The organism is Micromonospora sp. KC213, from assembly GCF_004348325.1.
Lineage (GTDB): Bacteria > Actinomycetota > Actinomycetes > Mycobacteriales > Micromonosporaceae > Micromonospora.
This window is the reverse complement of record NZ_SMKF01000026.1, coordinates 1-23,711: the sequence shown is the minus strand read 5'-3', so window position 1 is coordinate 23,711 and position 23,711 is coordinate 1. Positions and strand designations below refer to the sequence as shown.

The following is a 23,711-nucleotide window of genomic DNA, read 5'->3' as shown; positions in this document are numbered from 1 at the left end:
GACGCGGGGCGCGCTTTTGGCCGGTCGGCGTCCCTATCCTGTGGCCGATGGACCCGTCGCAACCTGGGAGGACTGATGAGGCAACGTGAGCTGTCCGGCGGCTCGGGAATTCAGGTCAGCCAGCTCTGTCTCGGCGCGATGCCGTTCGGCACCACCGTCGACGAGCAGACGTCGTTCGCGATCCTGGACCGGTTCGTCGAGGCCGGCGGCACCACCATCGACACCGCGAACTGTTACTCCTTCTGGGTGCCCGGCGGGCGCGGCGGCGAGAGCGAGACGGTGCTCGGCCGGTGGCTGGCCGCCCGGGGCGGCCGGGACGGGCTGGTGCTGGCCTCGAAGGTTGGTTCCGGGCTCGGCGTCAACGGCGCGGCCGAAGGTCTCGCCCCGGCAGTGATCCGCGAACAGCTCACCGGATCACTGCGCCGGCTGGGCGTGGACCACCTGGACATCTACTACGCGCACCGGGAGGACCGGAACACCCCGGACGCCGAAACCCTGGCCACGTTCCACGAGGCGGTCACCGAGGGCAAGGTGCGCACCCTGGGGGCCAGCAACCACGCCGCCTGGCGGCTGGCCGAGACCCGGGCGCTGGCCGAGGCGGGGGGCCTCACGCCGTACACGGTTGTCCAGCAGCGCTACTCGTACCTGCTGCCGCGTCCGGCGACCGCCCTGCCCGAGGGCGGGCACGTGCACGCCAGCGACGAACTGCTGGATCTGGTACGCAGCCGCGACCTGACCATGTTCGCGTACAGCACCCTGCTGTGGGGCACGTACACCCGGGCGGACAAGCCGCTGCCGGAGCACTACCAGCACCGGGGCACCGAACGGCGACTGCGGGTGCTGGGGGAGGTGGCGGCCGAGCTGGGCGCCACCCCGAACCAGGTGGTGCTGAGCTGGTTGACCGGTGGCGATCCGGCCATCGTGCCGATCGTCGGGGTCAGCTCGGTGGCCCAGCTCGACGAGTGCCTCGCGGCAGCCGACCTGGAGCTGCCGACCGAGCTGCGCAAGCGTCTCGACGAGGCCTGCTGAGCGAGGGCGAAACCCGGCTGGGCAGGGGATCCACGATCCCCTGCCCGTTTCTCGTGCCTCGAACGTCGAGCCGGCCGTCGCGCTGTCGGGTGTGGCGAACGGGTTGCCCTGCTCCGGCGGAGCAGGGCAACCCGGGACGGGTGGTCAGCGGGGCTCGACGAGGGAGACGACGACCTGCTGTCCGGAGTGGTCCGACATGCCGTACGCCGGAACCATCCGGTATTCGTGGCTGCGTACCGGGCCGTCGGTGAAGGCCCAGTCCAGCCGCCACTTCGGCGACGCGTCGGGCCACGAGACCGGGTGGAGCCGGTCGCTGGCGACGGCCGCGTCGGTGAGCCGAGCCGCCAGGTCACGCAGTTCGCCCATCGCCGAGGTGGCGTTGAAGTCGCCGGCGAGGAGCCGCCCGTACGGGTTGGCCGCGAGATCGGCCCGCAGCGCCCGGTAGTGAGCCTGTCGACGGTCCTGCTGGGCGCGCATGAACTCGGTGAACTCCGCCGACGTCGGGTCCATCGAGATGTCCAGCTGCACCGGCACGTGCACGTTGTAGACCGACAGCACACGGTCGCCGACCGCCAGGTCGGTGCGGAGCACCTTGTAGCGGTAGTAGTCGGAGAAGTCGGAGCCGGCCGGGGTGCCGTGCCGCGCGGGGTCGGCCAGGTACGGCCAGCCGTCCAGTCCCCGCCACGCCACGATCGGGTAGCGGGACATGGTGAGCAGTTCGCCGGTGGCCACCACGTGGTGTTCCGGGAACCGCGCCCGCAGCTCGGCCACGTGGTCCACCCGGATCGGCCGGTGCCCGGCCAGGTCCCAGCCGACGTGCTCCTGCAACAGGTAGACGTCGGCCCGCTGGGCGGCGAGGTGGTCGTAGAACCGTTGCGGGTCGTGCCCGTCGTGCCAGTACTCGGTGTTCCAGGAGAACACCCGCAGCGCTCCCGGCGGGGCCGGGGTGACGCCGCCGACGCCGGGCAGCGCGTGCGGGTTCAACCCGGCCAGGTCCAGGCCGATGGCCAGGCAGCACAGCGCGGCGGCGGCCAGCCGCCAGCGCACGGGGCGGGCCAGCGGGGCGAGCGCCAGCAGCAGCATCGGGACGGCGGCGAAGAACAGTGGCGGCGGCAACTCGACCAACCGCCACCACCAGTGCTCGCCGGTCAGCAGGAGGAACACGCCGAGGAACACGGCCCAGGCGGCGACCAGGGTGACCAGCAGCCGGGTTCGGCGCGGCCAGTGCTTCCGGTCGCCCCGGCGTCCGGCCGACGTGGGCGTCGTCGGTTGCGGGGCCCGGCCGGTGGCCGGGCGGTCGGCGGTGACCCCGGGGGCCCCCGGCGCGGTGCGCGCCGCGCCGGGGGCGGGGTCGAGCAGGACGCTCATGCCGCGGTTCCGACCAGGTCCGCAGCCGGGTTGCGGCGGGCCGACCAGTCGGCGTCGTAGAGCCGGCGGAAGCTGCCCGAGCAGAGCCACTGCACGGCGCCGACCGCGATGCCCGCGGCGATCGCCACGTTGGTCAGGAACGCCACGCCGGTGAAGACGGTCAGGAAGCGCGCCCCTCGGCTGCGCCGTACGTGCCGGTACATCTCGGCGTCCGCCGACAGCGACACCCCGAACAGCGCGGCGGTCAGCAGCAGCCACGCCGGGTGCAGCGCGACCAGCGGCAGGGTGGCCAGCACGCCGAGCGCGGCGACCGTGCCGAAGGACCGGGCCGGGCTCTCGAAGCCCTTGGCGAACCGGCGCCGGCGGGCGAACAGTGGCACCCGCAGCCGGGCCCGCCGGAACAGCTTGCGCAGCAGCGGGAACAGCTTGTCGTCGTCGTCGTGCCAGCCGCGCACCCGGTCGGTGACCATGATCTGGTAGCGGGCGGACATCCGTTCGCCGTAGTCGACCTCCTCGGTCTGCCGCAATCGTGGATTGAACGGGCCGACCTCGTCGAAGACCCGGCGCGGAACGGCGGTCAGCGACGAGAACAGGAAGCTCACCTCGCCCAGGGACGCCATCCGCCAGCAGTACGCCTGGAGCACCCGGCACTCCTCGACGATGCTGTCCCGGATCAGCGGTTCCTCCTCGTAGATGCCGCAGACCGCCCCGTACTCGGGGTGGGCGGCCAGTTCGGCGACCGCCCTCTCGACCGCGTCCGGCCGCAGCGCCACGTCCGAGTCGACGAAGAACAGGATCTCGCCGCGGGCGGCGGCGGCGCCCGTGTTGCGGGCGACGGCCACTCCGCTGTTGCGCGGGGTCTGCAGCACCGTGACGTCCCGCTGGCGGGCCTTCGCCAGGGAGTCGTCGGTGCTGTGGTCGTCCACGACGATCACCTCGAGCGGCTGGTACGTCTGCCCGAGGGCGGCGTCGATGCACTGGCCGATGGAGTTGCCGTAGTTGTAGTTCGGAATGATCACCGAGACCAGCGGGTTCGTGGTCGGGGTCGTCATCGGTCTTCTCCTAGTCGCGTCGCAGCAGGGGAGGGGGTCAGGGAAGGAGATCGAGCGCGGCCGGGTGCTGGGTGACCAGCAGGACGCCGCCGAGCAGCGCCCCCCACAGCAGGGCGTTGACGAGCATCGCCCGGTCCCGCAGCAGCACCCGGGTGGGTTCGCCGCCGTCTCCGTCGACGACGACCACCTGCAGGTAGCGGGCGATGGCGAACAGCGCGAACGGGGTCGAGCCGACCAGCGCCAGGGCCTGGTACGGGGCGGGGATGGTCTCCTGCACGTAGCCGAGGAACCCGCTGATGGTGACCGCGGCGCAGAGCACGATCAGCAGATCGAGGTACTGCACCGAGTAGCCGGCCAGGGAGGGCCGGTGGGCGCTGCCGCCGACCGCCATCTCGTGGCGCCGCTTGCCGAGGATGAGCAGCAGGCACAGGGCGAACACGGAGACCAGCAGCCAGCTCGACACGGCCGCCCCGGCGGCCAGGTAGCCCTGCACCACCCGCAGCAGGAACCCGCCGGCGACCACCAGCACGTCCAGCAGCGGCAGGTGCTTCAACCCTCGACTGTAGGCGACGTTCAACGCCAGGTAGACCGCCAGCGGCCACCACGGGAACGCCGGTCCGGACAGCACCGCCGTGACCAGCGCGGTGGCGACCAGGCCACCGAAGGCGTAGGCGACGCCGACACTGACCCGGCCGGAGGCGACCGGGCGGTGCCGTTTGGTGGGGTGGGCCCGGTCGCGGTGCCGGTCGTAGACGTCGTTCCACACGTACACCAGGGCGGAGACCATGGTGAACAGCAGCACCGCCCAGGCCACCCGGCCGAGCACACCGAGCCCGAGCCGTGGCGTGTCGATCAGCACCAGTGGCACCACGAGCAGGTTCTTGGCCCACTGGTGCGGTCTGATCAGGGTGAGCAGGTCGCGTACCAGGGTCGGGCCGGTGGCCCGCCGGGCGACGGGGGAGGATGAGTGGGTCGGGTCGGTCGCGGCGGGCTGACCGACGGTGCGGGAGTCCGCGGCCCCCAGGGTGGTGGAGCCGATCGGCGCGGACCCACCGAACATGGGCGGGTCGACGAGGACAGTCACGATAACCTCCGGTACCGGTTCAGAAGACGGCTTTGGCCAGGCCGAGGGCGCCCTGCTTCCAGGGGTCCCGGCTGGTTCGGCCGGCCGAGGTCGGGGCGGCGTGGCGGTTCGCCCGCCACCAGTCGTAGGTGCGCAGGATCGCGTCGCGGTTGGACAGTCGCGGGGTCCAGCCGAGCACGTCGCGGGCCTTGTCCACGCTGACGTACGAGTCGGCCAGCAGCTTGTGGATCAGCCGCCCGTACACCGGCGAGAGCTTGAGTCGTTGCAGCAGCTCCAGCGCGGCGACGGCGGGGCGGGCCGGGATGGAGACGACCCGTTTGCCGTGGCCGGCGGCGTCCAGTACGGCCTGGAAGTCCTCCCGGATGGTGGCGAACCGGTCGGCGGCGATGTTGAACGTGTCGTTGGCGACCGGGGCCGGCGCGGCCAGGACGGTGCGCACCGCGTCGACCAGGTCGTCGATGGCCAGCATCTGGATCCGTACGTCGCCACGGCCCAGCACCGGGAAGTTGCGGCCCTCCTCGGCCCACTCGAACAGCATCGAGAACAGCCCCATCCGCCCCGGCCCGAGGAAGGTCTTGGGTCGCAGCATCGGCAGGCACATCCCGCGGGCCCGGAACCGTTCGGCCACCTCCTCGGCGCCGGCCTTGGCCCGGCTGTACGGGTCGACCGGCTCGCGTGGGTACCGCTCGGTGGTCGGGACGATCTTCGGCAGCCCGTACACCGCGGTCGAGGAGACGTGCACGACCCGTTCGGCGCCGCCGCGGGCCGCGGCGGCCAGCACCGTCTCGGTGCCGCCCACGATGATCGACCGGATCTCGTCCTCGGGGTAGCTGGGCAGGGCGGCGGCGGTGTGCACCACCGCGTCCGCGCCGTGCAGGGCGGCGCTGACCCGCTCGACGTCGCGCACGTCGGCGACCGTGTAGCTGACCCCCGGCACCGGCTCGGCCGGTTCCCGGACGTCCAGGCTGCGTACCTGCCAACCGTCGTCGGCCAGCGCCCGTACCAGGTGGCCGCCCAGCATTCCGCTGCCGCCGGTCACCACCACCGTCTTACCGTTCATGTTCACCACAGCGACGACACCTTCTCCTTGACGAAACGGGCGACCAGCCGGGGCAGGCCCTGGGCGAGCGTCTGGTCGAGACGGTCGACGAAGCGCTCCACGTCGACGGGGTCGACGACCAGCGGGGGCCCCACCACCAGAGGGTTCTTCCCATTGAGCGTGTAATACGTGTAAATGTCGTGGTCTCGGTAGAGGGCGCTGATCACCGAGCAGGTGACCAACTTCGTACCGAACTGGGGGTCGCGGGCCAGCCCGCCCGGCGCGAGCTTGGCGACCACGTCCAGGGCGCGCGGGGCGTCGAGGAACACTCCCCACAGGGCGCCCGCGCCGCGGACCTCGGAGACCGCGTCCGGGTGTTCCTTGGCGATCCGGGCCAGCCCTGGGGCCAGGATCCTTTCGATGTCGCGGGCCCGGGCCGGGAAGTCCTCCTCGACCGCCACGTTGATCGCCTCGATCGCGGTGGCGGTCTCCTCGCCGAAGCCGTAGTACGTGGTGCTGGTGCTCTGCAACAGGGCGTCGTTGAGGCTCTCGTACGCCTTGTGGAAGATCGGCCGGCGGGCCACGTACGCGGAGATCGAGGACTTGCCGCCGCCGAAGGACTTGGACGTGGTCACCACGTCCGGAATCAGCCCCGGGTAGCGCATGAAGTAGAACATCGTGCCGGTCTTGCCCCACCCGGTGTAGATCTCGTCGAAGATCAGGACGATGTCCTCCCGGGTGCACAGCTCCCGCAGCCCGCGCAGGAACTCCTCCGAGCACCAGCGCATCGTCGAGGCGCTGAACGGCTCGATCAGGATCGCGTACACGTCGCACCTGCCCCGGCGGTCCCGGGTGGCGTCGACCGCCGCGCGCACCGCGTCCAGGTCGTCGTAGGGGAAGCTGACCACGCCCGGGATGCCGGGGAACTTGAAGTGGTTCTGCGAGCTGCCGGTCAGGCTGCCGGAACCGAGCAGCTTGCCGTGGAAGCTGATGTCGCTGCGCAGGATCGTGTTGCGCTTGCCGCCGTGGTACTTGTAGGCCAGCTTGACCGCGCCCTCGACCGCCTCCGCGCCCGAGTTGGGCAGGAAGGACATGTCCAGGTCGCCGGGCATCACCGCGGCCAGGTTGTGGGACAGCGCCGCCAGGTACGGCGAGAAGTAGGTCTTGTGGACCTCCATCCGCTGCTTCTGCTGGAAGCGTTGGCGGGCGGCCAGGATGCGGGGGTGGTTGTGGCCGTGGTTGAGCACCCCGACGCCCCCGGTGAAGTCCAGGATCGCCCGCCCGTCGCGGGTGTGGATGTAGGCGCCCTGGGCGTGGTCGACCAGTTCCCGGCCGAAGCCGAAGGAGGTCATCAGGCTGACCTGGCTCTTGTTGACGTACCGGCGGTACAGGTCCTGCACCTGGTCGACCGAGAGCTGCTCCGCGTCGTCGATGGTCAGTAGCTCGGACATCGGGTCTTCCTTTCGGACAGCGGGATTCGTGAGTCGGGTGGGCTGACGGGTCAGCCCGGTGTCGGGGTCAGCCGAGCCCCGGGCTCGGCCGGTCGCCGGGTCGGCGGGTGCGCCGGTCGGTGCGCCGTGGTTGCGGCTCGCGTCCGGTCCGGGACGGCGGCTCGCGTCCGGTCCCGGATGCTGACGGCGGCCAACGCCACGGCGGCGGTGAGCACCTCGGCGAGGGTGGTGAGCACCCGGCTGGCGATCGCCGCGGTGACCGCCGCCGGCAGCGGCAGCACCGTGGCCAGGGCGGCGACCAGCGTCACCTCCCGTACGCCGGCCCCGTCCGGCGCGAACAGGGCGAGCGTGCCGGCCGTGGTGGCCAGGGCGAACGCGCCGACGGCCACCGGCAGGGCGGCGCCGGCGTCCGCGCCGAGGAGGACCGCGACGATCCACAGGTGCACGCCCGAGAGCACCCAGGACAGGCTCTGGTACGCGATCGAGCGGCGTACGTCCGCGGGCCGGTCCAGCGCCGCCGGGCGGGGCCGGCGGGTCACCCGGGCAGCCAGGCCGACCAACGTGTCGATCACGCCGGGCCAGCCGGCCAGCACCGCCAGCAGCGCGACCGGGACGACCAGCCAGGCCAGCCCGGAGTCGAGCACGGCCGGGGCCACCAGCAGGCCGACCGCACCTCCAGTCAGCAGCACCACGACCAGGTTCACCAGGTACGTGCCGGCCATCCGGGCCCGGCTGACCCCGGCCTTCTCGCCGAGCCGGATCTGGGCCAGCAGGCCCCACACCCGGCCGGGGACGAACTTGCCGAGGAAGCCGACGAAGAACATCCGGATCCCGGCACCGGTTGGCACCGGGGAGCCGACCGCCGCCAGGGTCAGCAGCCAGGCCCGGGTTCCGCAGAGCAGCCCCACCGAGGTGACCAGCAACGCGCCGAGCAGCCAGGGGATGGTCTCCGGCCGCAGCAACCGACCCAGCGTCGACCACTGCTGTCCGCGCAGGGCCAGCGCGACCCCGCCGACCACCGCCGCCACGAAGGCGACCGTCAGCGCGACCCGCAGCACCCGCCGCCAGCTCCGCCGGCCGCTCATCACCGGCCCTCCGCCAGGGTCAGCGGCCGTGGCGTGCCGGCGCCGCGCAGCCGGGCGGAGAAGCCGGCCGCCACGCCGGCCACGATGGCCAGCTGGGCCACCAGGTGTACGCCGACGAACCAGGCCAGGAAGCCCAGCCCTCGTTCCCGGCGGACGAACGGCAGCAGGCCCGGGTCGGCCAGCAGAAACAGCCCGAAGCAGGCCAGCGGCACGGCGAGCAGGGCCGGGTGGGCCAGCGCCAACGGCAGCGTGGCGAGCACCAGCGGGGCGGTCAGCACGCCGAGGGCGGGGTTGACCGCGACGCTGCCGGAGCGCATCCGGTGCGCCCCGGCGAACGCCGCCAGCGGCAGCGAGCGCCGGTACTGTTCGCGCAGCATCGCCCGGAACCCGGCGCAGTCGTCGTGTCGGCCCACCACGGTGTCGGTCAACCGGATCCCGGTCACCCGGGCGAGCCGGTCGCTGTACTCGACGTCCTCGGCGTCCCGTAGCCCCTCGTGAAACGGCCCGGCCGCCAGGAAAGCCGAGCGCCGCACCGCGGCCAGCGCGAAGATCGCCGTGTTCACCCGGCCCACGCTGCGCCGCCGCCACCAGTGCGCGTGCAGGACCTTGTAGTGCTCGATGGGCCCGTCGTCGTAGAGCGGCCGGGTGTCGTACGTGCCGTGCACACAGCCGCACTCCGGGTCGGCGGCCATGACCGCCAGCGCGTTGGCGATCGCGTCAGGCCGCAGCGCCACGTCGGAGTCGACGAAGAAGAGGATCTCGCCGCGCGCCTCGCGGGCACCGAGGTTGCGGGCGGCCGACACGCCCCGGTTGCCGCCGCCTGAGACGACGCGACACGGGTAGCGTGCCGCGATCTCCCGGGACCGGTCGGTGGAGCCGTCGTCGACGACGATGACCTCGTACGGGCGGTGGGTCTGCGCGAACACGGCGTCCAGGCAGGCGCCCAGCGTCTTCTCGTAGTTGTAGTTCGGCACGATCACCGACACCGTCTGCTGATCCGCGGCCATCCGGCCTCTCCCTTTCGCATTCGACGTCCGGAAAGGACGTCCAGGAATATCGGTGCCCACGACGTTAGGGACGGGTGGATCGTTGGCCAAGGTGGCGGATCCCGATCCGTGTGGGATTTCCTCGAAGGTGGCAGGAGTACTACGACCAAATGCGTATTCGCACGGCACGGAAAAAGGGCGCCCCGCACGCGGCTGCGCGACGTGCGGGACGCCCTCGACCCCCGATTCGGATACGGGTGGTGGGTGGGGTCAGTTTCGCTGTGTGAGGTGCAGCAGGATGGGTGGACATTCGTCGACGGTGCCCAGCAGGAACTGCTGGATCCGCAACAACCGCCCGCGACAACGGCTACGCAGCGACGGCGGCGGGGCGGGCGGGGCGAGCCCGGTGCCCGGTCGTTCGACGGGGCGGGCTCCTGCCGGCCGGACCACCCGGGGCGTGGTGCGCGCCGGGTGCTCCAGCGAGGTCGTGATGGTCATGCTGCTCCTTCCAGTCGTACGCCGATCGGTGCCCGGCGGCGGTCACACCTCCGCCAGCCGGTTGGCGGCCAGGTCGTCCCAGCGCCGCGCCTGCGCGCCGAGGCCGAGCCGGCGGTGGCAGTCGGCCATCACGGCGAAGGTCGCCTGGTCGTACGGATCCACGTCCAGGGCCCGGCGGCTCCAGTGGATGGCGGTCCACGGGTCGTCGGCGCCCAGCGCCCGGTCGCTGAGGAAGCGCAGGGCGTGCAGGGCCTGCGTCCGGAGCCACTCGCGCTCCGTCACCACCCATTCGGCGTCCTGGTTCGGCAGCAGCGGACCCCGGTAGATCGCCACCGCGTGCCGGAAGTGCCCGGCGGCGCCCTCGTGGTCGCCGCTGGCGGCGGCGGCGGTGGCGGCCCTGACCAGCCGGTCGAACGCGGCCATGTCGATCCAGAGCTGGTCCGTGCGGAGCAGGTAGCCGCCGTCCACGGAACAGATCTGCAGCGGTGCCGGCCGGTCGGCGGCCTCGCCCAGCGCCCGTCGGGCGCCGTGCACCGCGGCCTTGACCGAGGTGGCGCCGGCCGACGGCGGCAGGTGTGGCCACAACGCCTCGCGCAGGGTGTCCCGGCTGACCGGCCGGTTCCGGTGGACCAGCAGGTACTGCACCAGCGCCCGCGACCTGCCGGCCCGCCAGTTGGTGACGGGACGACCATGAATGGAGATCCGGAATTCGCCGAGCAGCTCGACGCTCGACGATTCTACGTTGTTCGACATCTGGCACCGCCGTATTCCGTCGAACCCCTCGTCGGGAACGACGGTTCGACCGTAGACAGCGGTGTTGCGGTGGCCAAGGTGGCGGGTTCTGTGCCGGCGGGAAAGGTGCCGGTTGGTGGTACTGCTCCTACGACCATGGTCGTATGCCGACTCAGTGCCACGGATGAACCGGGAAACGCGCTCCGCCGCCACGATTTTGGTATGACCTATCACTCGGTAATTCGGCCCGACCGGTCTTTCCGTGTCGAAGGTGTCGGCCGGCCGCTGGCGCCGGTCCGCACCGCCGTGGCGGAGGTTGGTCGGCAGGTGTCGGCGAGTTGGCGTGAGGCCCGCCCCGTCGTCCAGGTCGTCTTTCAGTTGCGGTTCTTCGCGGGGGCGGCGGTCGCCGCCCCACAGGGGATCGTCGCCCGTCCCGCGACCCTGCTGCTCGGTGCGCTCGCCTGGCTCGGTGCGACCTGGTGCGTCTACCTGTTCAACGGGCTGTCCGATCAGGTCGAGGACCGCCGAAACGGCTCGACCCGTCCGCTGGCCACCGGGGCGCTGCCGGTGCGGGCCGCCCGGCGGATCGTGGTCGGCCTGGCCCTGGTGGCGTTGGCGTTGGCCGGCGCGGTCTCCGCGCGGATGGTCGCGTTGGTGGCGCTGATGCTGGCGCTCGGCTGGGCGTACTCGGCCGGCCCTCGCCCGCAGAAGGGCAACATGCTGGGTTTCGTCCTGGTGGTCGCCGCCGGTGGCATCGTCACCTACCTGGCCGGGAGCGCGGCTGCCGGCGCCTCGGTCACCCCCGACCTGGTGGTGGTGATGGTGGCCATGTCGCTGTGGATGGCGTTCGCGGGCACCACCAAGGACCTGTCCGACGTGGCCGGTGACCGGGCGGCCGGTCGGCGTACCTTGCCGGTGCTGCTCGGCGACCGCGGTGCCCGCCGGCTGATGGCCGGGTTGGTCGTGGTGGCCGGCGGCGTGCTGCTGGCCGGTGCCCTGCTGGTGGCCCCGGCATTGCTGGTGCCGGCGACCGTGTTGGCTGTGGGTGCGGGCGCGGTGGTCGGCTGCGTGCTCACCGGGGCGGGGGCCGCCGACCGGCGGCGGCAGCGGCGGCCGTACCGGATCTTCATGGCCAGCCAGTACGCGGTCCACCTGACGGTGCTGGGTCTGTTCCTGTACTGAACCACCGGCGGACGGCGGGCGGGTCTCCGTCCGCCGTCGGGTGCTCTCCGTTGTGGACAATCGGAGGCTGGCGACCGGACAATCTACGCTCCGCGACGTGGGCACTACCGTGGTAGCCTCGGGCGAGACAGCGGGGGGATCCGTGGCGAAGCCGTACGCAATGGAGCCCGTAGCCGAGGCCGAACTGTCCTCCACGGCGCGGGAGATCGTCGACGCGTTCCAGGAGTCGCTGCGTCGGCAGGGCAGCGAGCTGATCAAGGGTCCCGATGTGCTGGCGCAACTGGCGGTCCAGGTTCAGGCCGTGCTCGACGACGTCGCCGCCCGGGTGACGGTGTCCGAGACGTCTCCCCTGGAGCTGGTCGGCGAGGCGCGGCTGTTCAACGTCAACATCGGTGCCGACCGGGCCCGCCGCGGCATCCACCCGGTGCAGTCGCTGCGCGCGGCGACCACCCTGTTCGAGGTCATGCTGCCGGTCATCACCCGCGACCTGCCGCCGACCGACAGCGCCGGCGCGCTGCGGATCAGCCGGGCCCTGCACGAGGCCATCATGGCCCGGGTGGCACTGGCGTCGATGTCCTATGTGGCCTTTCTGATGGAGAAGCTCCAGGCATCCCGGCAGGAGGAACGGACGCGGATCGCCCGCGAGCTGCACGACCGGGTGCTGCACGAGATGGGCCTGACGCTGCACCAGTTGGACCTGCACCGGCACTACGCCGATCGGGATCCGGCGCAGGCCCGAGCCAAGATCGACACAGCGATCGAGTCACTGGACGAGGCGCTGCGGACGGTCCGGCACCTCTCCGCCGAGCTGCGCCGGTCGGTGGGCGAGTACGGACTTGAACGCACCCTGCGTGCCTACCTGGAAGCCAACGCCCCCGCCTCGGTGCAGTTCTCGATCACCACCACCGGCGACCTCAAGGTGCTGCCGCCCGACGTGCTCGAGGAGCTGTACCTGATCATGCGGGAGGCGACGCGCAACGCGTTGCGGCACGCCGAGCCCACCCGACTGGAGCTCTCCGTCGACGTGGGTGCCACCACCGTCGCCGCCACGGTGGTGGACGACGGGTGCGGCTTCGACACCAGCGACCCCGACCGGGCACGGGGCGGCCTGCCGTCGATGTACGAGCGGGCGCTGCTACTGCACGGTGTCCTGGAGTTGACCAGCACCCCCGGCCGGGGCACCCGGGTCGAGGTCCACATCCCGTTCTCCGAGGCGGCCCTGTGAGCGCGAGGAGTGAGCCGGTTCTGCGAGCCCCGCAGTCGCGATCTGAGGTGGTCCTGTGAGCGCGAGGAGTGAGCCGGTTCTGCGAGCCCCGCAGTCGCGATCTGAGGTGGTCCTGTGAGCGCGAGGAGTGAGCCGGTTCTGCGAGCCCCGCAGTCGCGAACTGAGGTGGTCCTGTGAGCGGGTTCTCCCGGCCCCAGATCAGGGTGTGCCTGGCCGACGACCACAACCTGCTCCGCGACGGCATCCGGGAGATGCTCTCCACCGAACCGGAGTTCGCGGTGGTCGGCGAGGCGTCGTCCGGGCCGGAGGCGCTGGCCCTGGTCGTCCGGCTGCGGCCGGACGTGCTGCTGCTCGACGTCGAGATGCCCGGGCCGGGCGCGTCGGCCATCATCCGCCAGGCCCGCCGGATGGCGCCGGAGACCAGGGTGATCGTGCTGACCATGCACGACGACCCGGACATGGTGCACGAGTTGCTGGAGGCCGGCGCGGTCGCGTACCTGCTGAAGACGATCCTGCGGGACGACCTGGTCGCCGCGGTTCGCTCGGTGGTCCGCCGGCCTGGCCAGAGCGTCCTGCTGGCGGTGTCGCGGGAGACGGTGGAACGGCTGGACCGGCAGAAGCCCCGGACGAACGGCACTCCGCTGACCGCCCGGGAGCTGGAGGTGCTCCGCCTCATCGCGGAGGCGATGAGCAACGCGCAGATCGCCAGCCGGCTGTTCATCACCGAGGCCACCGTCAAGCGGCATCTGACCAACATCTACGCGAAGTTGCAGGCGGTGTCCCGGGTGGACGCCATCCGGAAAGCGACCGCCGCCCGGCTGATCAAGCCGATGGACGACCAGCCCATCACCTGACCGTCAGTGGACAGTCGGCGGGTGTGACCGGGCCATGACCGCCGTCGCCTAGGTTCGTCGGGTCGGATGTCGTCGAGGCCCGTCCGCGTGGGCGGGCCGTGCGCCATCCGTCGGAAACGCCTGTTCCGGGTCGGGAGTCTGGGAGCATCACATGGTTGGGCGGAAGGAGCCCCGCTACTTCCAACTGGTGGCCACCGAAGCCAGGGAGTTCGCGGTCTGGCCGATCGGCCGACGCCCGCCGCAGGGCTGGCGCGTCGTTCCGTTCGCCGGCACGATCCAGGCGTGCGGTCGGCACGTGGCGGAGCTGCGCAGCGCCGGGGCGGCGCGGGCCGGCGACGGGCGGCTGTCGCCGGTCGCGTCCGCGACGCTGGTCGGGCTGTTGCACAAGGCGGCAGGAGAGCAGCCGGATGCCCCGGCGCTGTCGGCGGGAGACCGGCGGGTCTCCTACCGGCAGCTCTGGGAACTGGTCGAGGAGCTGGCCGGGCGGTTGACCGAGTCGGGTGTGGGCCCGGGTGAGCGGGTCGGTGTGGCCGGGCCGGTCACGGCGGACCTGGTCGCCGCCGCGCTCGCGGTGCTGGTCATCGGGGCCACCTGTGTGCTGTCGGTGGGTGACCGGCCGGACGCGTCGTTGGCGGACGCCCGCCCCGGCCTTGTCCTGCTTCCGGCCGGGTCGGTGGCCGCGTCGCCGGGGTGGTCGATGGTGGTGGCCCGCTGGGTGGGCGTGACCGGTACGGCGTGGCAGGCCCGTGCCGCCCTGGCGCCGGCGGTGGGCGCTGGTGCGGACGATTCCGAGGCATCGCTGGTGATGCTGCCGCCCCGGCCGGGCCTCCCCGCCGTGGTGTGGCGTGCTCGGCAACTGGCCTGGCTCGCCGGCGACTGCGGTCTATCCCCGACGGGTGGGGGTGACCGGCTGCTGCCCCCGGTCCCTCCCGGTACGCCGGCGACGGTGGTGGTGGCGCTGCGCGCGCTGCTCACCGGCGCGGAGCTGGTTCTGCCCGAGCGGGTCGGCGCAGGATCCGCCGACCCGGAGCGGGTTGGCCCGGAGCCGGTCGCGGTTCGGTGGCGGCTGCGGGCCGAGGGTGCTGGCCGGCCGCGCGAGGAGGTGGAGGTGCTCGGCTTTGCCGAGACCGGGATGCTGTGCGCGACCGTGTTGCCCGGTACCGGCGACCTCGCGCCGTTGCCGCAGGTTCGGCGGTACGTCCTCGACGCGGAGCTCGGTCCGGTGCCGCCTGGTGAGGTTGGTGAGTTGTACGTCGCTGGTGCCACCCTGGCCGCCGGCTACCTGGACCAACCCGAGTTGACCATGAGCCGGTTCCTGCCCGACCCGCTGGGTCCGGTGGAGGGCGGCCTGATGTTCCGCACCGGCATCCTGGCCCGGCGGCTCTCCGATCACCGGTTCGCGCCGGTCGAGCCGGTGGCCGGGTGAGTCGACCGCTTCGACCGGCATCGGCAGGAGCATGGGGCCGGCAAGCAGGCCGCCCCCGGCGCGGCCGGTGCCGTCGGTGGCCGGCACGGAGTTCCGCGCCGGCCACCGACGGGTAGCTGTCAGGACGGGGTGGGGAAACCGTACCGGGCGGCGTGCTCGGGGTCGGCCGGGTCGATCTGCCGGATGCCGGCGTCAGCGAGCCGCTTGTTGACCTCGTCGAGCCGCTCCCGCACCAAATGGGCCTCCTCCTCGGTGACCCGGCCCCGGTGCGGCTTCCCGGCGTGTTCGATGGTGCCGTAGTCCGGCTTCTCCGTGGTCTTGCGCGCCTTCGGCGGGCGGACCCGTTCGGCGGTCTTCAACAACTGGGCCATCGGCGTGTCGGTGGCCATGGCGTCGAACTCGCTGGCGGTCAGCACCACGCGGCGCGGTTCACCCTGGCCGTGCCGGTCGTGGATCTCCACCACGGCGACGTCCAGCGCCGCGTCGTCGATGCTCTCCACCTCGGCCGGTGTGGCGTCCAGCTGCACGGGCCCGGCCACCAGGTCAGGGTGCTCGAGCACGACGACCTTGACCATGTCGTCGTCGGGCCGCAACACCGTGCCGCTGAAGTCGGAGACGTGGATCGTCTTCTTGCCCATGCGCGGAGCTTCTCCTGTCGTTGGCCGGAACTCGGACCAGAAGACGCTACCCGACAGGTGTGCGAAGGCCGCTGTTGACGCTCCGGGTGTGTCGCCGCTGCCCCGCCTCGTCAGTGGGTGCTCAAGCCGCGCCGGGAGGAGGTGCCGGCCGGCAGGCTGTTGAGGTCGCTCCACGAGAGTGTCGCCTGCGCCCCGTGTCCGGTCCGTGCCTCCTGGTACGGCGGCTGGCCCGGGAACCGCCCGGCGGCCTCCGCCGGCCGCCACGCCCGCTCACTGTCCTGCTGGTACCGGTCATTCGGTTGCTTCGGCATGACCATTACCATCCCAAGGAAAGTTGTACATGTATGGAAATCGATATGACGATCGATCGATGCCGGTAAATTCTGTGTATCGCGGTGCCGGTACCGGTACCCCGGCGGGCGGGGTCCGAACCGCTGCCGCCCACCCGATCATCAAGCCCCGCCGGCCGGCCCGGCGTACCGTGATCACGGTTGGTCGTACCGGATCGGGGTGAGGGAGGTCTGCGGTGCTCGACCGCCGGCTCTACCTGCATCTGGTCACCTGGCTCGGTCAGTGGCCCGCCGGCCCGGGTCTGCACGTCGTGGGTTCCCGACGGCGGGGTCGACCGGCCTGGGACGGCCGGCTCCGCCCGGCGATCGCCGTACGTGCCGGCGACAGCACCGTGCTCTCCGTGCCCCCGGAGCGGGTCGCGGCGACCCGGGCCCTGGCCCGGGATTTGGAGGCCGGCCTGCTGGCCGCGCTTCCCGCCGCGGTCGGCCAGCCGGGGTGGGTCGTCCACCACGACACCTTCCGGTGGAGCCTCGCACCCGCTCCGCTGCCCGACGTGGGGGAGTGGACCGATCCCGCCGACTCCATCCTCCCGTCCTGGCTGCACCTGTTCGACCGGGAGGTGCTGGTCGTCCGGGACGCCGACGGCGGCTACCTGGCCGGCGTGGGCGTCAAGCGGCACGACGCGCACGGCCACGAACTCGCGGTGGGCACGGTGCCGGCGGCACGTGGCCGGGGACTGGCCCGCCGGCTCGTGGCGCAGGCCGCCCGGCGGGTGCTCGACGAGGGGGCGGTGCCGACGTACCGGCACAACCCGGCCAACGTCGCCTCCGCCCGGGTCGCCGCGGCGGCCGGCTTCCCCGACCGGGGCTGGCGGTCGTTCGGTGTCTATCCGCCGTGACGGCCTCGCGGCTGCGGGCACGTCATCCGGCCCACGGCAGGAGCGGACCGTGGATTCCGGGCCGAATCCACGGTCCGCAGCTTCCCCCAGGCCCGCCGTGAGCCGGCATCCCGCCGACTGGTCCTGCTGCTGGTGACGCTACGTAGAGATTGCCTGCTCGGCAAGAGGTACCCGCTCGATCGGGAGTGTCCGGTAGTGGACTTGACCTGCGGTGGGATGCCCTGCGGGGGTGGTCGATGCGGTGACGGAGCGTGCCTGAATGGTCTGGGCCCCGACGGTGGACCGTTGCCCTCAGTCGGTCAGGCCGAGCACCTCGGCCGCCGCGCGACCGTTGGCGTGGCTCGCGCCGAAGGTGCTGACGAAGGCGCGTACGCCGGCCGGCCGCCACCGGCTCGGCCAGCCCATCTCCACCACCGTCACCGGGTACGCCGCCGCCAGCGCCTCGACCAGCGCCGGACCGCCGGGCAGCCGGTGCAGGTGTCGCCCCACCAGCACGATCGGCCGGCCCCCGGCGAGCCGGCCCAGCTCCGCCGGGTCGGTCTCGGCGGCCACCATCCGCAGCTCCGCCAGGCCGGCCAGGTGCGGGCCGAGGCCCCACGGCACCCGTCCCCCAGCCCGGTTGGTGGCGGCGTGCAGCCGTACCACCAGCGGCCGGACCAGCCCGCCGACGTCTCCCTCGACGCGCACCGCGCGGCGCGCGACGGCGTACCCGAGATCGCTGGGGGCGGCCGGTGCGGTGCCGGCACCCCGGGTCCAGGCGGCGAGCGCGGCGGCCCGACCGGCCGCCTCCTCCACCCGGGACCGCTCCAGCCGGCCGTCCCCGATCGCCGCGACGATCTGCCCCGCCACCTGCTCGACCAGTGCGGCGTCCACCCTGGCGCCGAGGCAGAGCAGATCCGCCCCCGCGGCCAGGGCACTGACGGCCGCCGGCGCCAGCCCACCGGCGGCCAGCGTCGCGCCCCTCATCTCCAGCGCGTCGGTGATCACCGTGCCGGTGAAGCCGTACTCGCCGCGCAGCAGGTCGACCAGGACCGCCCGGCTGAAGGTGGCCGGCCCGTCCCCGGTCAGGGCCGGCACCCGGATGTGCGCGGTCATCACCGCCCGCGCCCCCGCCTCGATCGCCGCCGCGAAGGGCGGCAGGTCCCGGTCGCGTAGCACGGCCGGCGACACGTCCACCGTGGGCAGCTCGCGGTGCGAGTCGGCGACGGTGGCGCCGTGACCGGGAAAGTGTTTCGCGCACGCCACCACCCCGGCCGACTGAAGGCCCACGACGGCGGCGGCGGAGTGCGCGGCCACCCGGGCCGGGTCGGCGCCGAACGCCCGGGTGCCGATCACCGGATTCTCGTCCGCGCTGTTGACATCCACGGTCGGGGCCAGGTCGACGGTCACCCCGAGGGCGGCCAGTTCCGCGCCGAGGGCCGCGTAGACCTGTCGGGTCAGCACGGGGTCGTCGACCACGCCGAGCGCCGCGTTGCCCGGGTACGGGCTGCCGGTGGCGTGCGCCAGTCGGGTGACGTCGCCGCCCTCCTCGTCGATGGCCACCAGCACGTCGGTGCGGCCGGCGCGCAGCGCCGCGGTGCTCGCCGCCACCTGCGCCGGGTCGTGGACGTTGCCGCCGAACAGGGTGTGCCCGGCCAGCCCCTCGCCGACCAGGTCGACGGCCCACCCCGGCGGCACCGGCCCCGGGTACGCGGCGAGCAACGTGCCCAACGCGAGGCGGCGCAGCCCTGGATCCGGTCGCATCGTGTTGTGGCCCCCTTACGCGCCGAACCGCCCCCGCCCGAATCAGATCAGGTCCCGCCGGCGGAACGTGGCGAAGGCGGCGACCGTCACCGCGCCGGTCAGCGCCAGCAGCACGGCCAGCGCCGGCCCTGCGGTGACCGTGTAGGTGCCGTCGCACACGGCGAAGCCGGGACCATCGGAGCAGGCGGAACCGTCGAACAGTTCGAGCCGGCCGGTCAGCCAGGCCCCCACGTACGTGGAGAGCATCAGCTGCTCGATCCGCGCCACGTCCAGGATCTCGAAGACGACCCGGGCGCCCAACTCCCACACCACGGCGTACGCGGCGAAGGCGCCCAGCGCCGCCGAGGTGTGCCGGCCCAGGGTGGCGATCCCGAAGCCCAACACGGAGCCCAGCAGCACCAGCACCAGACCCCGCCCGTACCCCGCGGCCAGCTTCTGCCAGAACTCCCCGTCGAGCTGGCCCGGCAGCCCGGCGGTCTGGCCGATCAGCCAGAACGTGCCGAGGTAGACCACCGTGGCGAGCACCGACAGCAGCACCATCACCCCGAGCAGGGTGCCCAGCTTCGCGCCGAGCACGGCGAGCCGGCCCGGTCGCCAGAGCAGCAGGTTGACCACCCCGCCGGAGTTCAGGTCGGCACCGATGTAGGAGGCCCCCACCAGGAAACCGAACAGCAGCAGGAAGGCGATCAGGATGACGGTCAGCGGTTCGGCCTGCTGGGCGAAGACGAACACGCCGGGCAGGTAGTCGGCGACCACCGGCAGTTGCTCCCGCAGCATCGGGTCCAGTTCGCTGCAGTCGCGCGGCAGGTAGGCGTTCTCGTCCGGCGGCACCTGGCCCGCCTTCACCGCCAGGCAGCGTTCGTGCTCGATCTCCATGCTGTTGATCGCCGCCGTGACTTCCGCGTGGGCCATGGCGAGTTCCCTCGCCGATGGTCGGTGCGACCCGACCACGGTGGTCGCGGCGGTGATGACGAACGCCAGCGCCAGCAGCACCAGCATCAACTGCGCGAAACGGCGGGCGGCCAGCCGCTCCACCTCGGCACGGACGAGGTTCACGCGCCCACCCCCCGGTCACCGGTCACGTCAAGGTCGATCATCGGGGTGTCGGCTTCCTCTGCGGGCAGGACGGACCCGCCGACCTGCCGCGGTAGCGCCGGATGGGGCGTGCTGCCGGTCAGTTCGAGGAAGACGCTCTCCAGGTCGGGGCGGATCGGGGTCAGTTCGCCGACCCACAGCCCCTGCTCCCCGAGGGTGCGGGTGATCAGCTCCGGCTCCTGCGCTCCGCCGACCGCCAGCACCCCCTCGTGCACGGCAACGGACATCCCGACCTCCCGGAGCAACTGCGCCGCGCGTTCCGGCTCGGTCACGCGGACCCGGCACTCGTGCCGGTCGAAGCCGGCCAGCACCTCCCGTACCGGCCCGGCCGCCACCCGCCGGCCGTCGGAGACGATCGTCACGTGGTCGCAGATCAGCTGGATCTCGGCCAGGATGTGACTGGAGATCACCACGGTCACCCCGGAGTCGGCCAGCGACCGGACGAGATCCCGCATCTCCCGGATGCCCGCCGGGTCCAGCCCGTTCGCCGGCTCGTCCAGGATGAGCAGCTCCGGCTCCTTGAGCAGGGCCGAGGCGACGGCCAGCCGCTGCTTCATACCGAGCGAGTAGCCCTTCACCCGGTCGTCGCCGCGTTCGTGCAGGCCGACCTGCTCCAGCACCGCGTCGACCCGGGCGGTCGGCACCCCGCCCGCCACGGCCAGCAGCCGCAGCGTACGGCGACCGGTGAAGTTGCCGAAGAACTGCGGGCTCTCCACGATCGCGCCGACCCGCCCGGCCACCCGGACCAGCCGCTCCGGCGCCGGTTCGCCCAGGACGCTCATCCGGCCGCTGTCCGGGGTGACCAGGCCGAGCAGGGCGCGCAAAGTGGTCGTCTTGCCGGACCCGTTCGGGCCGAGGAAGCCGTGCACCTGCCCGGCCTCGACCAGCATGTCGAAGCCGTCCACCGCGACCCGGCGTCCCTTGCGGACGCTGCGGTACGTCTTGCGCAGTCCCTCGATCTCGATGACCGCGCTCATCCGCGGCGGTCCTGACAACGGTCGGGCATGGGCCGTCCTTCAGGGGTTGGTGACCAACGACACGGCGCTCCACCCTAAGCCGCGGGCACCGCCCGTGGGGGGCACCGCGCGGGTTGCGTGGTTGGATGGAGCGGTGACTGGTGACCTGATCCCCGGCGCCGCCGGCGCCCCCGCCGCCCCCCTGCCCGTGGACGCGGATCTGGTGGTCAGCCTCGACGGCGTCGGCGTGCAGCGCGCCGGTGCCGCGCTGCTGCACGACGTGGACTGGCGGGTCGAGCTCGACGAACGCTGGGTCGTGCTCGGTCCCAACGGCGCCGGCAAGACCACCCTGCTCAACCTGGCCGCAGGCCGGCTGCATCCGACCACCGGCACGGCGCACGTGCTCGGCGAGCGGATCGGCCGGACCGACGTCAACGAGCTCCGGACCCGTATCGGCCTGTCCACCGCGGCCCTGGCCGAGCGCCTGCCCGCCGACGAGCGGGTCAGCGACGCGGTGGTCACCGCCGCCTGGTCGGTGGTGGGTCGCTGGCGGGAGAGCTACGACCGCACCGACGAGACCCGGGCCCGCGCCCTGCTCGGTCAGTTCGGCATCGACCACCTCGCCGACCGTGCCTACGGCACCCTCTCCGAGGGGGAGCGCAAGCGGGTACAGATCGCCCGCGCCCTGATGACCGACCCGGAGCTGCTGCTGCTCGACGAGCCGGCCGCCGGGCTCGACCTGGGCGGCCGGGAGGACCTGGTGGCCCGGCTGGCCGAGCTGGCGTACGACCCGGACGCCCCCGCCCTGGTGCTGGTCACCCACCACGTCGAGGAGATCCCACCCGGCTTCACCCACGCGCTGCTGCTGCGTGAGGGGGGTGTGGTCGCGCAGGGTCTGCTCGCCGACACGCTCACCGGCGACAACCTCTCGAAGGCCTTCGGTCTGCCGCTGGTCGTGCAGCGGCACGGCGAGCGGTACACCGCCCGCGCGGCCTGACCGGCACGGCGGTCCTAGACTCGCAGCCGACGTGCAGGTCAGGGCAGGAGGTCGTGGTGCGGCAAACCCAGGTTGTCGTGGTGGGCAGCGCGAACATGGACCTCGTCGGCGCCGGCCCGGCGCTGCCCCGTCCGGGCGAGACCGTGCTCGGTAACGACTTCGTCATGGTGCCCGGCGGCAAGGGGGCCAACCAGGCGGTCGGCGCGGCCCGGGCGGGCGCTGCCTGCACCTTTCTCGGCGCGATCGGCTCGGACGCCTTCGGGGTGACCCTGCGGTCCCGGATCACCGCCGCCGGCGTGGACACCAGCCAGCTCCGGGTGGTGTACGGGGCCTCCGGCGTGGCGCTGGTCCTGGTGAACGCCGTCGGCGAGAACTCGATCCTGGTGGTCCCGGGCGCCAACGAGGCCTTCCGCGGGCTCACCGAGGGTGAGCTGGACACGGTACGCCAGGCCGACGTCCTGGTCGCCCAACTGGAGATCCCGGTCGAGACGGTGACCACGGCGGCGGTGGCCGCCCGGGAGGCGGGCACCCGCGTGATCCTCAACGCGGCACCGGCCCGGCAGGTGCCGGCCGAGTTGCTGGCGGCGGTGGACCTGCTGGTGGTCAACGAGACCGAGGCGCAGACGCTCACCGGCCAGGGCCGGGAGCAGCGGCGGGCGCTGCTGGACCTGGTGCCCCGCGCGGTGCTCACCCTCGGTGGCCAGGGCGCCTGGTACCTCGACCGGGACGGCGCGGACGTGCACGTCCCGGCGATCGAGGTGGAGGTGGTGGACTCCACGGCCGCCGGTGACGCGTTCACGGCGGCGCTGGCGGTGGCCTGGGGCGAGGGCCGTGTGGTGCCCGAGGCGGTGCGGTGGGCGGCGGCCGCCGGTGCCGCCTGCGTCCGCAAGCTCGGCGCCTCGGTGGCGCTGCCGTACCGCTCGGAGATCGACGCCCTCTACGCCCCGGCCGCCGACTGAGGGTCACTCGCCGGATTCGTCGCTGATCCGCTCGCCCCGGCGGCGCAGCATGCCGAGGCCGGGGATACCGGCGACGGCGAGCCGCAGATCGCGGGTGACGTCGAGCAGGTCGTGCAGATCCGGGCCGACCCGGTCCAGGGTGGCCAGGATCGGCAGGATGTCTGAGGTCAGGTGCGCCTTGAGTTTCGGCAGCTCGTCCACCAGGCGGATCGCGGCGGTCACCTCCTCCTGGCTGAGCTCGGCCACGAACCGGTGCGCCATCGGCGCTCCCCGGCGCAGCGCCGGCTCGTACGCCGTCAGCAGGTCCGCCGCGGTGGCGGCGGCCCCCTCGGCGGTGGCGACCGTGCCGGCGGCCCGGGCGGCGACGGCGTCGGCCTCGGCGACCAGCACGGCGGCGGCCCGGGCCACCCGGTCCGCCTCGCCGATCACCGTCGCCGCCGCCGTGGCCACCTCGGTCGCCGTGTCGATCGCGGTCGTCGCGGCGGCGCTGATCACCGCCACTTCCCGCACCGCCGTCTCGGCGTCGGTGAGCACCTGGTCGGTCCGGTCCAGGGTGCCCTCGATCCGGTCCACCACCCCGTTGATCCGTGCCAGCAGGGCCTCCACCCCGTCGAGTACGGCGAACGCGCGGGCCGGCACGGCGGCGAACGAGGCGGCCGAACCGAACGCCTGGTCGAGGGCGGAGCGGGTGCGGCCGACGACGTCACCCGGCCGGGGAAGGGGAATAGCCATGGCACCAGTGTGCGTCGTCACCGCCGCTCGCGTCGGCGACGACAGCCGGCCGGCCCGGACCGCCCGGCGTCACGACCCGAGGTGCTGTTCGACGGCGCGTTGCACGGCCCGGTAGATCTGCCCGAACCGCAACGCGTCCGGCGTGCGCACCAGCATCACCTCGGTGCCGTGGTGCCGCACCCACAGCTCGTGCACCCGGTTGCCGCGTTCGTAGGAGCGGTCCAGCCAGCCCAGCGGCAACTCAAGGAAGGGCGCCAGGGCCAGCGCCGCGACCGCACAGCCGGCCAGGATGACCAGCACCACCGTCCAGTTTCCCCGGTCCTGTGCGGACCAGAGCAGCGAAACGACGCAGACCAGCGCCACCAGTGGCGGCAGCGACAGCAGCAGGACC

24 protein-coding genes are annotated in these 23,711 nt (G+C 72.8%); 8 read left to right on the top strand and 16 right to left on the bottom strand.

Going from position 1 to position 23,711, the window contains the following annotated elements; all coding sequences use genetic code 11:
• Window positions 1-75: 75 nt before the first annotated feature.
• Window positions 76-1,029, top strand: coding sequence for an aldo/keto reductase (locus E1166_RS08795; protein ID WP_132337388.1), 954 nt, complete (start codon window positions 76-78; stop codon window positions 1,027-1,029).
• A gap of 144 nt (window positions 1,030-1,173) precedes the next feature.
• Here E1166_RS08795 and E1166_RS08790 read toward each other — a convergent pair whose 3' ends face one another.
• From E1166_RS08790 to E1166_RS08750, 9 genes are all read right to left on the bottom strand, one after another.
• Entirely contained in the window at window positions 1,174-2,397 is a 1,224-nt protein-coding gene (locus tag E1166_RS08790; RefSeq protein WP_132337386.1) for an endonuclease/exonuclease/phosphatase family protein, read from the bottom strand.
• The gene (locus E1166_RS08785) at window positions 2,394-3,449 is read right to left on the bottom strand and encodes a glycosyltransferase (RefSeq protein WP_132337384.1); all 1,056 of its coding nucleotides are present in this window, start codon (window positions 3,447-3,449) and stop codon (window positions 2,394-2,396) included. The genes E1166_RS08790 and E1166_RS08785 overlap by 4 nt, the downstream gene beginning before the upstream one ends.
• 37 nt (window positions 3,450-3,486) lie before the next feature.
• On the bottom strand, window positions 3,487-4,533 hold the full coding sequence (locus E1166_RS08780) for a UbiA prenyltransferase family protein (RefSeq protein WP_243710252.1): 1,047 nt from the start codon (window positions 4,531-4,533) through the stop codon (window positions 3,487-3,489).
• Window positions 4,534-4,552: 19 nt separating this feature from the next.
• On the bottom strand, window positions 4,553-5,593 hold the full coding sequence (locus E1166_RS08775) for an NAD-dependent epimerase/dehydratase family protein (RefSeq protein WP_132337424.1): 1,041 nt from the start codon (window positions 5,591-5,593) through the stop codon (window positions 4,553-4,555).
• 2 nt (window positions 5,594-5,595) lie between these two features.
• Window positions 5,596-6,924, bottom strand: a complete 1,329-nt coding sequence (locus E1166_RS08770) for an aspartate aminotransferase family protein (protein ID WP_207914111.1) — start codon at window positions 6,922-6,924, stop codon at window positions 5,596-5,598.
• A 149-nt stretch (window positions 6,925-7,073) separates the two neighbouring features.
• Window positions 7,074-8,108, bottom strand: coding sequence for a lysylphosphatidylglycerol synthase transmembrane domain-containing protein (locus tag E1166_RS08765; RefSeq protein WP_132337380.1), 1,035 nt, complete (start codon window positions 8,106-8,108; stop codon window positions 7,074-7,076).
• Window positions 8,108-9,115 carry a glycosyltransferase family 2 protein gene (locus E1166_RS08760; RefSeq protein WP_132337378.1) on the bottom strand — a complete coding sequence of 336 codons (1,008 nt, stop codon included), beginning with the start codon at window positions 9,113-9,115 and terminating at the stop codon, window positions 8,108-8,110. Before E1166_RS08760 ends, E1166_RS08765 begins: the two co-directional genes overlap by 1 nt.
• Before the next feature lie 249 nt (window positions 9,116-9,364).
• On the bottom strand, window positions 9,365-9,592 hold the full coding sequence (locus E1166_RS08755) for a hypothetical protein (protein WP_132264423.1): 228 nt from the start codon (window positions 9,590-9,592) through the stop codon (window positions 9,365-9,367).
• 42 nt (window positions 9,593-9,634) lie between these two features.
• The gene (locus E1166_RS08750) at window positions 9,635-10,345 is read right to left on the bottom strand and encodes a BTAD domain-containing putative transcriptional regulator (RefSeq protein WP_132337376.1); all 711 of its coding nucleotides are present in this window, start codon (window positions 10,343-10,345) and stop codon (window positions 9,635-9,637) included.
• Between the two features lie 201 nt (window positions 10,346-10,546).
• Here E1166_RS08750 and E1166_RS08745 point away from each other — a divergent pair, with 201 nt between their 5' ends.
• The 4 genes from E1166_RS08745 to E1166_RS08730 all read left to right on the top strand — a co-directional run bounded on the left by E1166_RS08745 (window position 10,547) and on the right by E1166_RS08730 (window position 15,011).
• Complete coding sequence (locus E1166_RS08745) at window positions 10,547-11,506, top strand: UbiA family prenyltransferase (RefSeq protein ID WP_132337374.1); 960 nt, start codon at window positions 10,547-10,549, stop codon at window positions 11,504-11,506.
• Window positions 11,507-11,666: 160 nt separating this feature from the next.
• Window positions 11,667-12,731: a sensor histidine kinase gene (locus tag E1166_RS08740; protein WP_132264416.1), complete on the top strand. Its 1,065-nt coding sequence runs from the start codon at window positions 11,667-11,669 to the stop codon at window positions 12,729-12,731.
• 173 nt (window positions 12,732-12,904) lie between these two features.
• Window positions 12,905-13,585, top strand: a complete 681-nt coding sequence (locus E1166_RS08735; protein WP_132264414.1) for a response regulator transcription factor — start codon at window positions 12,905-12,907, stop codon at window positions 13,583-13,585.
• A gap of 151 nt (window positions 13,586-13,736) precedes the next feature.
• Window positions 13,737-15,011, top strand: a complete 1,275-nt coding sequence (locus E1166_RS08730; RefSeq protein WP_132337372.1) for an AMP-binding protein — start codon at window positions 13,737-13,739, stop codon at window positions 15,009-15,011.
• A 119-nt stretch (window positions 15,012-15,130) separates the two neighbouring features.
• Here the strand turns inward: E1166_RS08730 and E1166_RS08725 are convergent, their stop codons facing one another.
• Window positions 15,131-15,649, bottom strand: a complete 519-nt coding sequence (locus E1166_RS08725; protein ID WP_132337370.1) for a hypothetical protein — start codon at window positions 15,647-15,649, stop codon at window positions 15,131-15,133.
• Between the two features lie 110 nt (window positions 15,650-15,759).
• Entirely contained in the window at window positions 15,760-15,960 is a 201-nt protein-coding gene (locus E1166_RS08720) for a DNA repair protein (RefSeq protein WP_132264407.1), read from the bottom strand.
• Between the two features lie 215 nt (window positions 15,961-16,175).
• On the opposite strand from E1166_RS08720, the gene E1166_RS08715 reads away from it, so the two are divergent.
• Window positions 16,176-16,838 carry a GNAT family N-acetyltransferase gene (locus E1166_RS08715; protein ID WP_132337368.1) on the top strand — a complete coding sequence of 221 codons (663 nt, stop codon included), beginning with the start codon at window positions 16,176-16,178 and terminating at the stop codon, window positions 16,836-16,838.
• 291 nt (window positions 16,839-17,129) lie between these two features.
• Here E1166_RS08715 and E1166_RS08710 read toward each other — a convergent pair whose 3' ends face one another.
• Genes E1166_RS08710 through E1166_RS08700 form a run of 3 tightly spaced genes read right to left on the bottom strand, consistent with a single transcriptional unit; the run spans window position 17,130 to window position 20,653 of the window.
• On the bottom strand, window positions 17,130-18,581 hold the full coding sequence (locus tag E1166_RS08710; protein ID WP_132337366.1) for a glycoside hydrolase family 3 N-terminal domain-containing protein: 1,452 nt from the start codon (window positions 18,579-18,581) through the stop codon (window positions 17,130-17,132).
• A gap of 42 nt (window positions 18,582-18,623) precedes the next feature.
• The gene (locus E1166_RS08705) at window positions 18,624-19,637 is read right to left on the bottom strand and encodes an ABC transporter permease (protein ID WP_132337364.1); all 1,014 of its coding nucleotides are present in this window, start codon (window positions 19,635-19,637) and stop codon (window positions 18,624-18,626) included.
• Window positions 19,634-20,653 carry an ATP-binding cassette domain-containing protein gene (locus E1166_RS08700; protein WP_132337362.1) on the bottom strand — a complete coding sequence of 340 codons (1,020 nt, stop codon included), beginning with the start codon at window positions 20,651-20,653 and terminating at the stop codon, window positions 19,634-19,636. The genes E1166_RS08705 and E1166_RS08700 overlap by 4 nt, the downstream gene beginning before the upstream one ends.
• Before the next feature lie 133 nt (window positions 20,654-20,786).
• On the opposite strand from E1166_RS08700, the gene E1166_RS08695 reads away from it, so the two are divergent.
• Entirely contained in the window at window positions 20,787-21,629 is an 843-nt protein-coding gene (locus E1166_RS08695; protein WP_132337360.1) for an ABC transporter ATP-binding protein, read from the top strand.
• A 56-nt stretch (window positions 21,630-21,685) separates the two neighbouring features.
• Window positions 21,686-22,588 carry a ribokinase gene (locus E1166_RS08690; protein ID WP_132337358.1) on the top strand — a complete coding sequence of 301 codons (903 nt, stop codon included), beginning with the start codon at window positions 21,686-21,688 and terminating at the stop codon, window positions 22,586-22,588.
• Between the two features lie 3 nt (window positions 22,589-22,591).
• Here the strand turns inward: E1166_RS08690 and E1166_RS08685 are convergent, their stop codons facing one another.
• Both E1166_RS08685 and E1166_RS08680 read right to left on the bottom strand, forming a co-directional pair.
• Window positions 22,592-23,320: a hypothetical protein gene (locus E1166_RS08685; protein ID WP_132337356.1), complete on the bottom strand. Its 729-nt coding sequence runs from the start codon at window positions 23,318-23,320 to the stop codon at window positions 22,592-22,594.
• 69 nt (window positions 23,321-23,389) lie between these two features.
• On the bottom strand, window positions 23,390-23,711 hold a 322-nt coding region (locus tag E1166_RS08680), incomplete at its 5' end, for a DUF6232 family protein (RefSeq protein ID WP_243710251.1).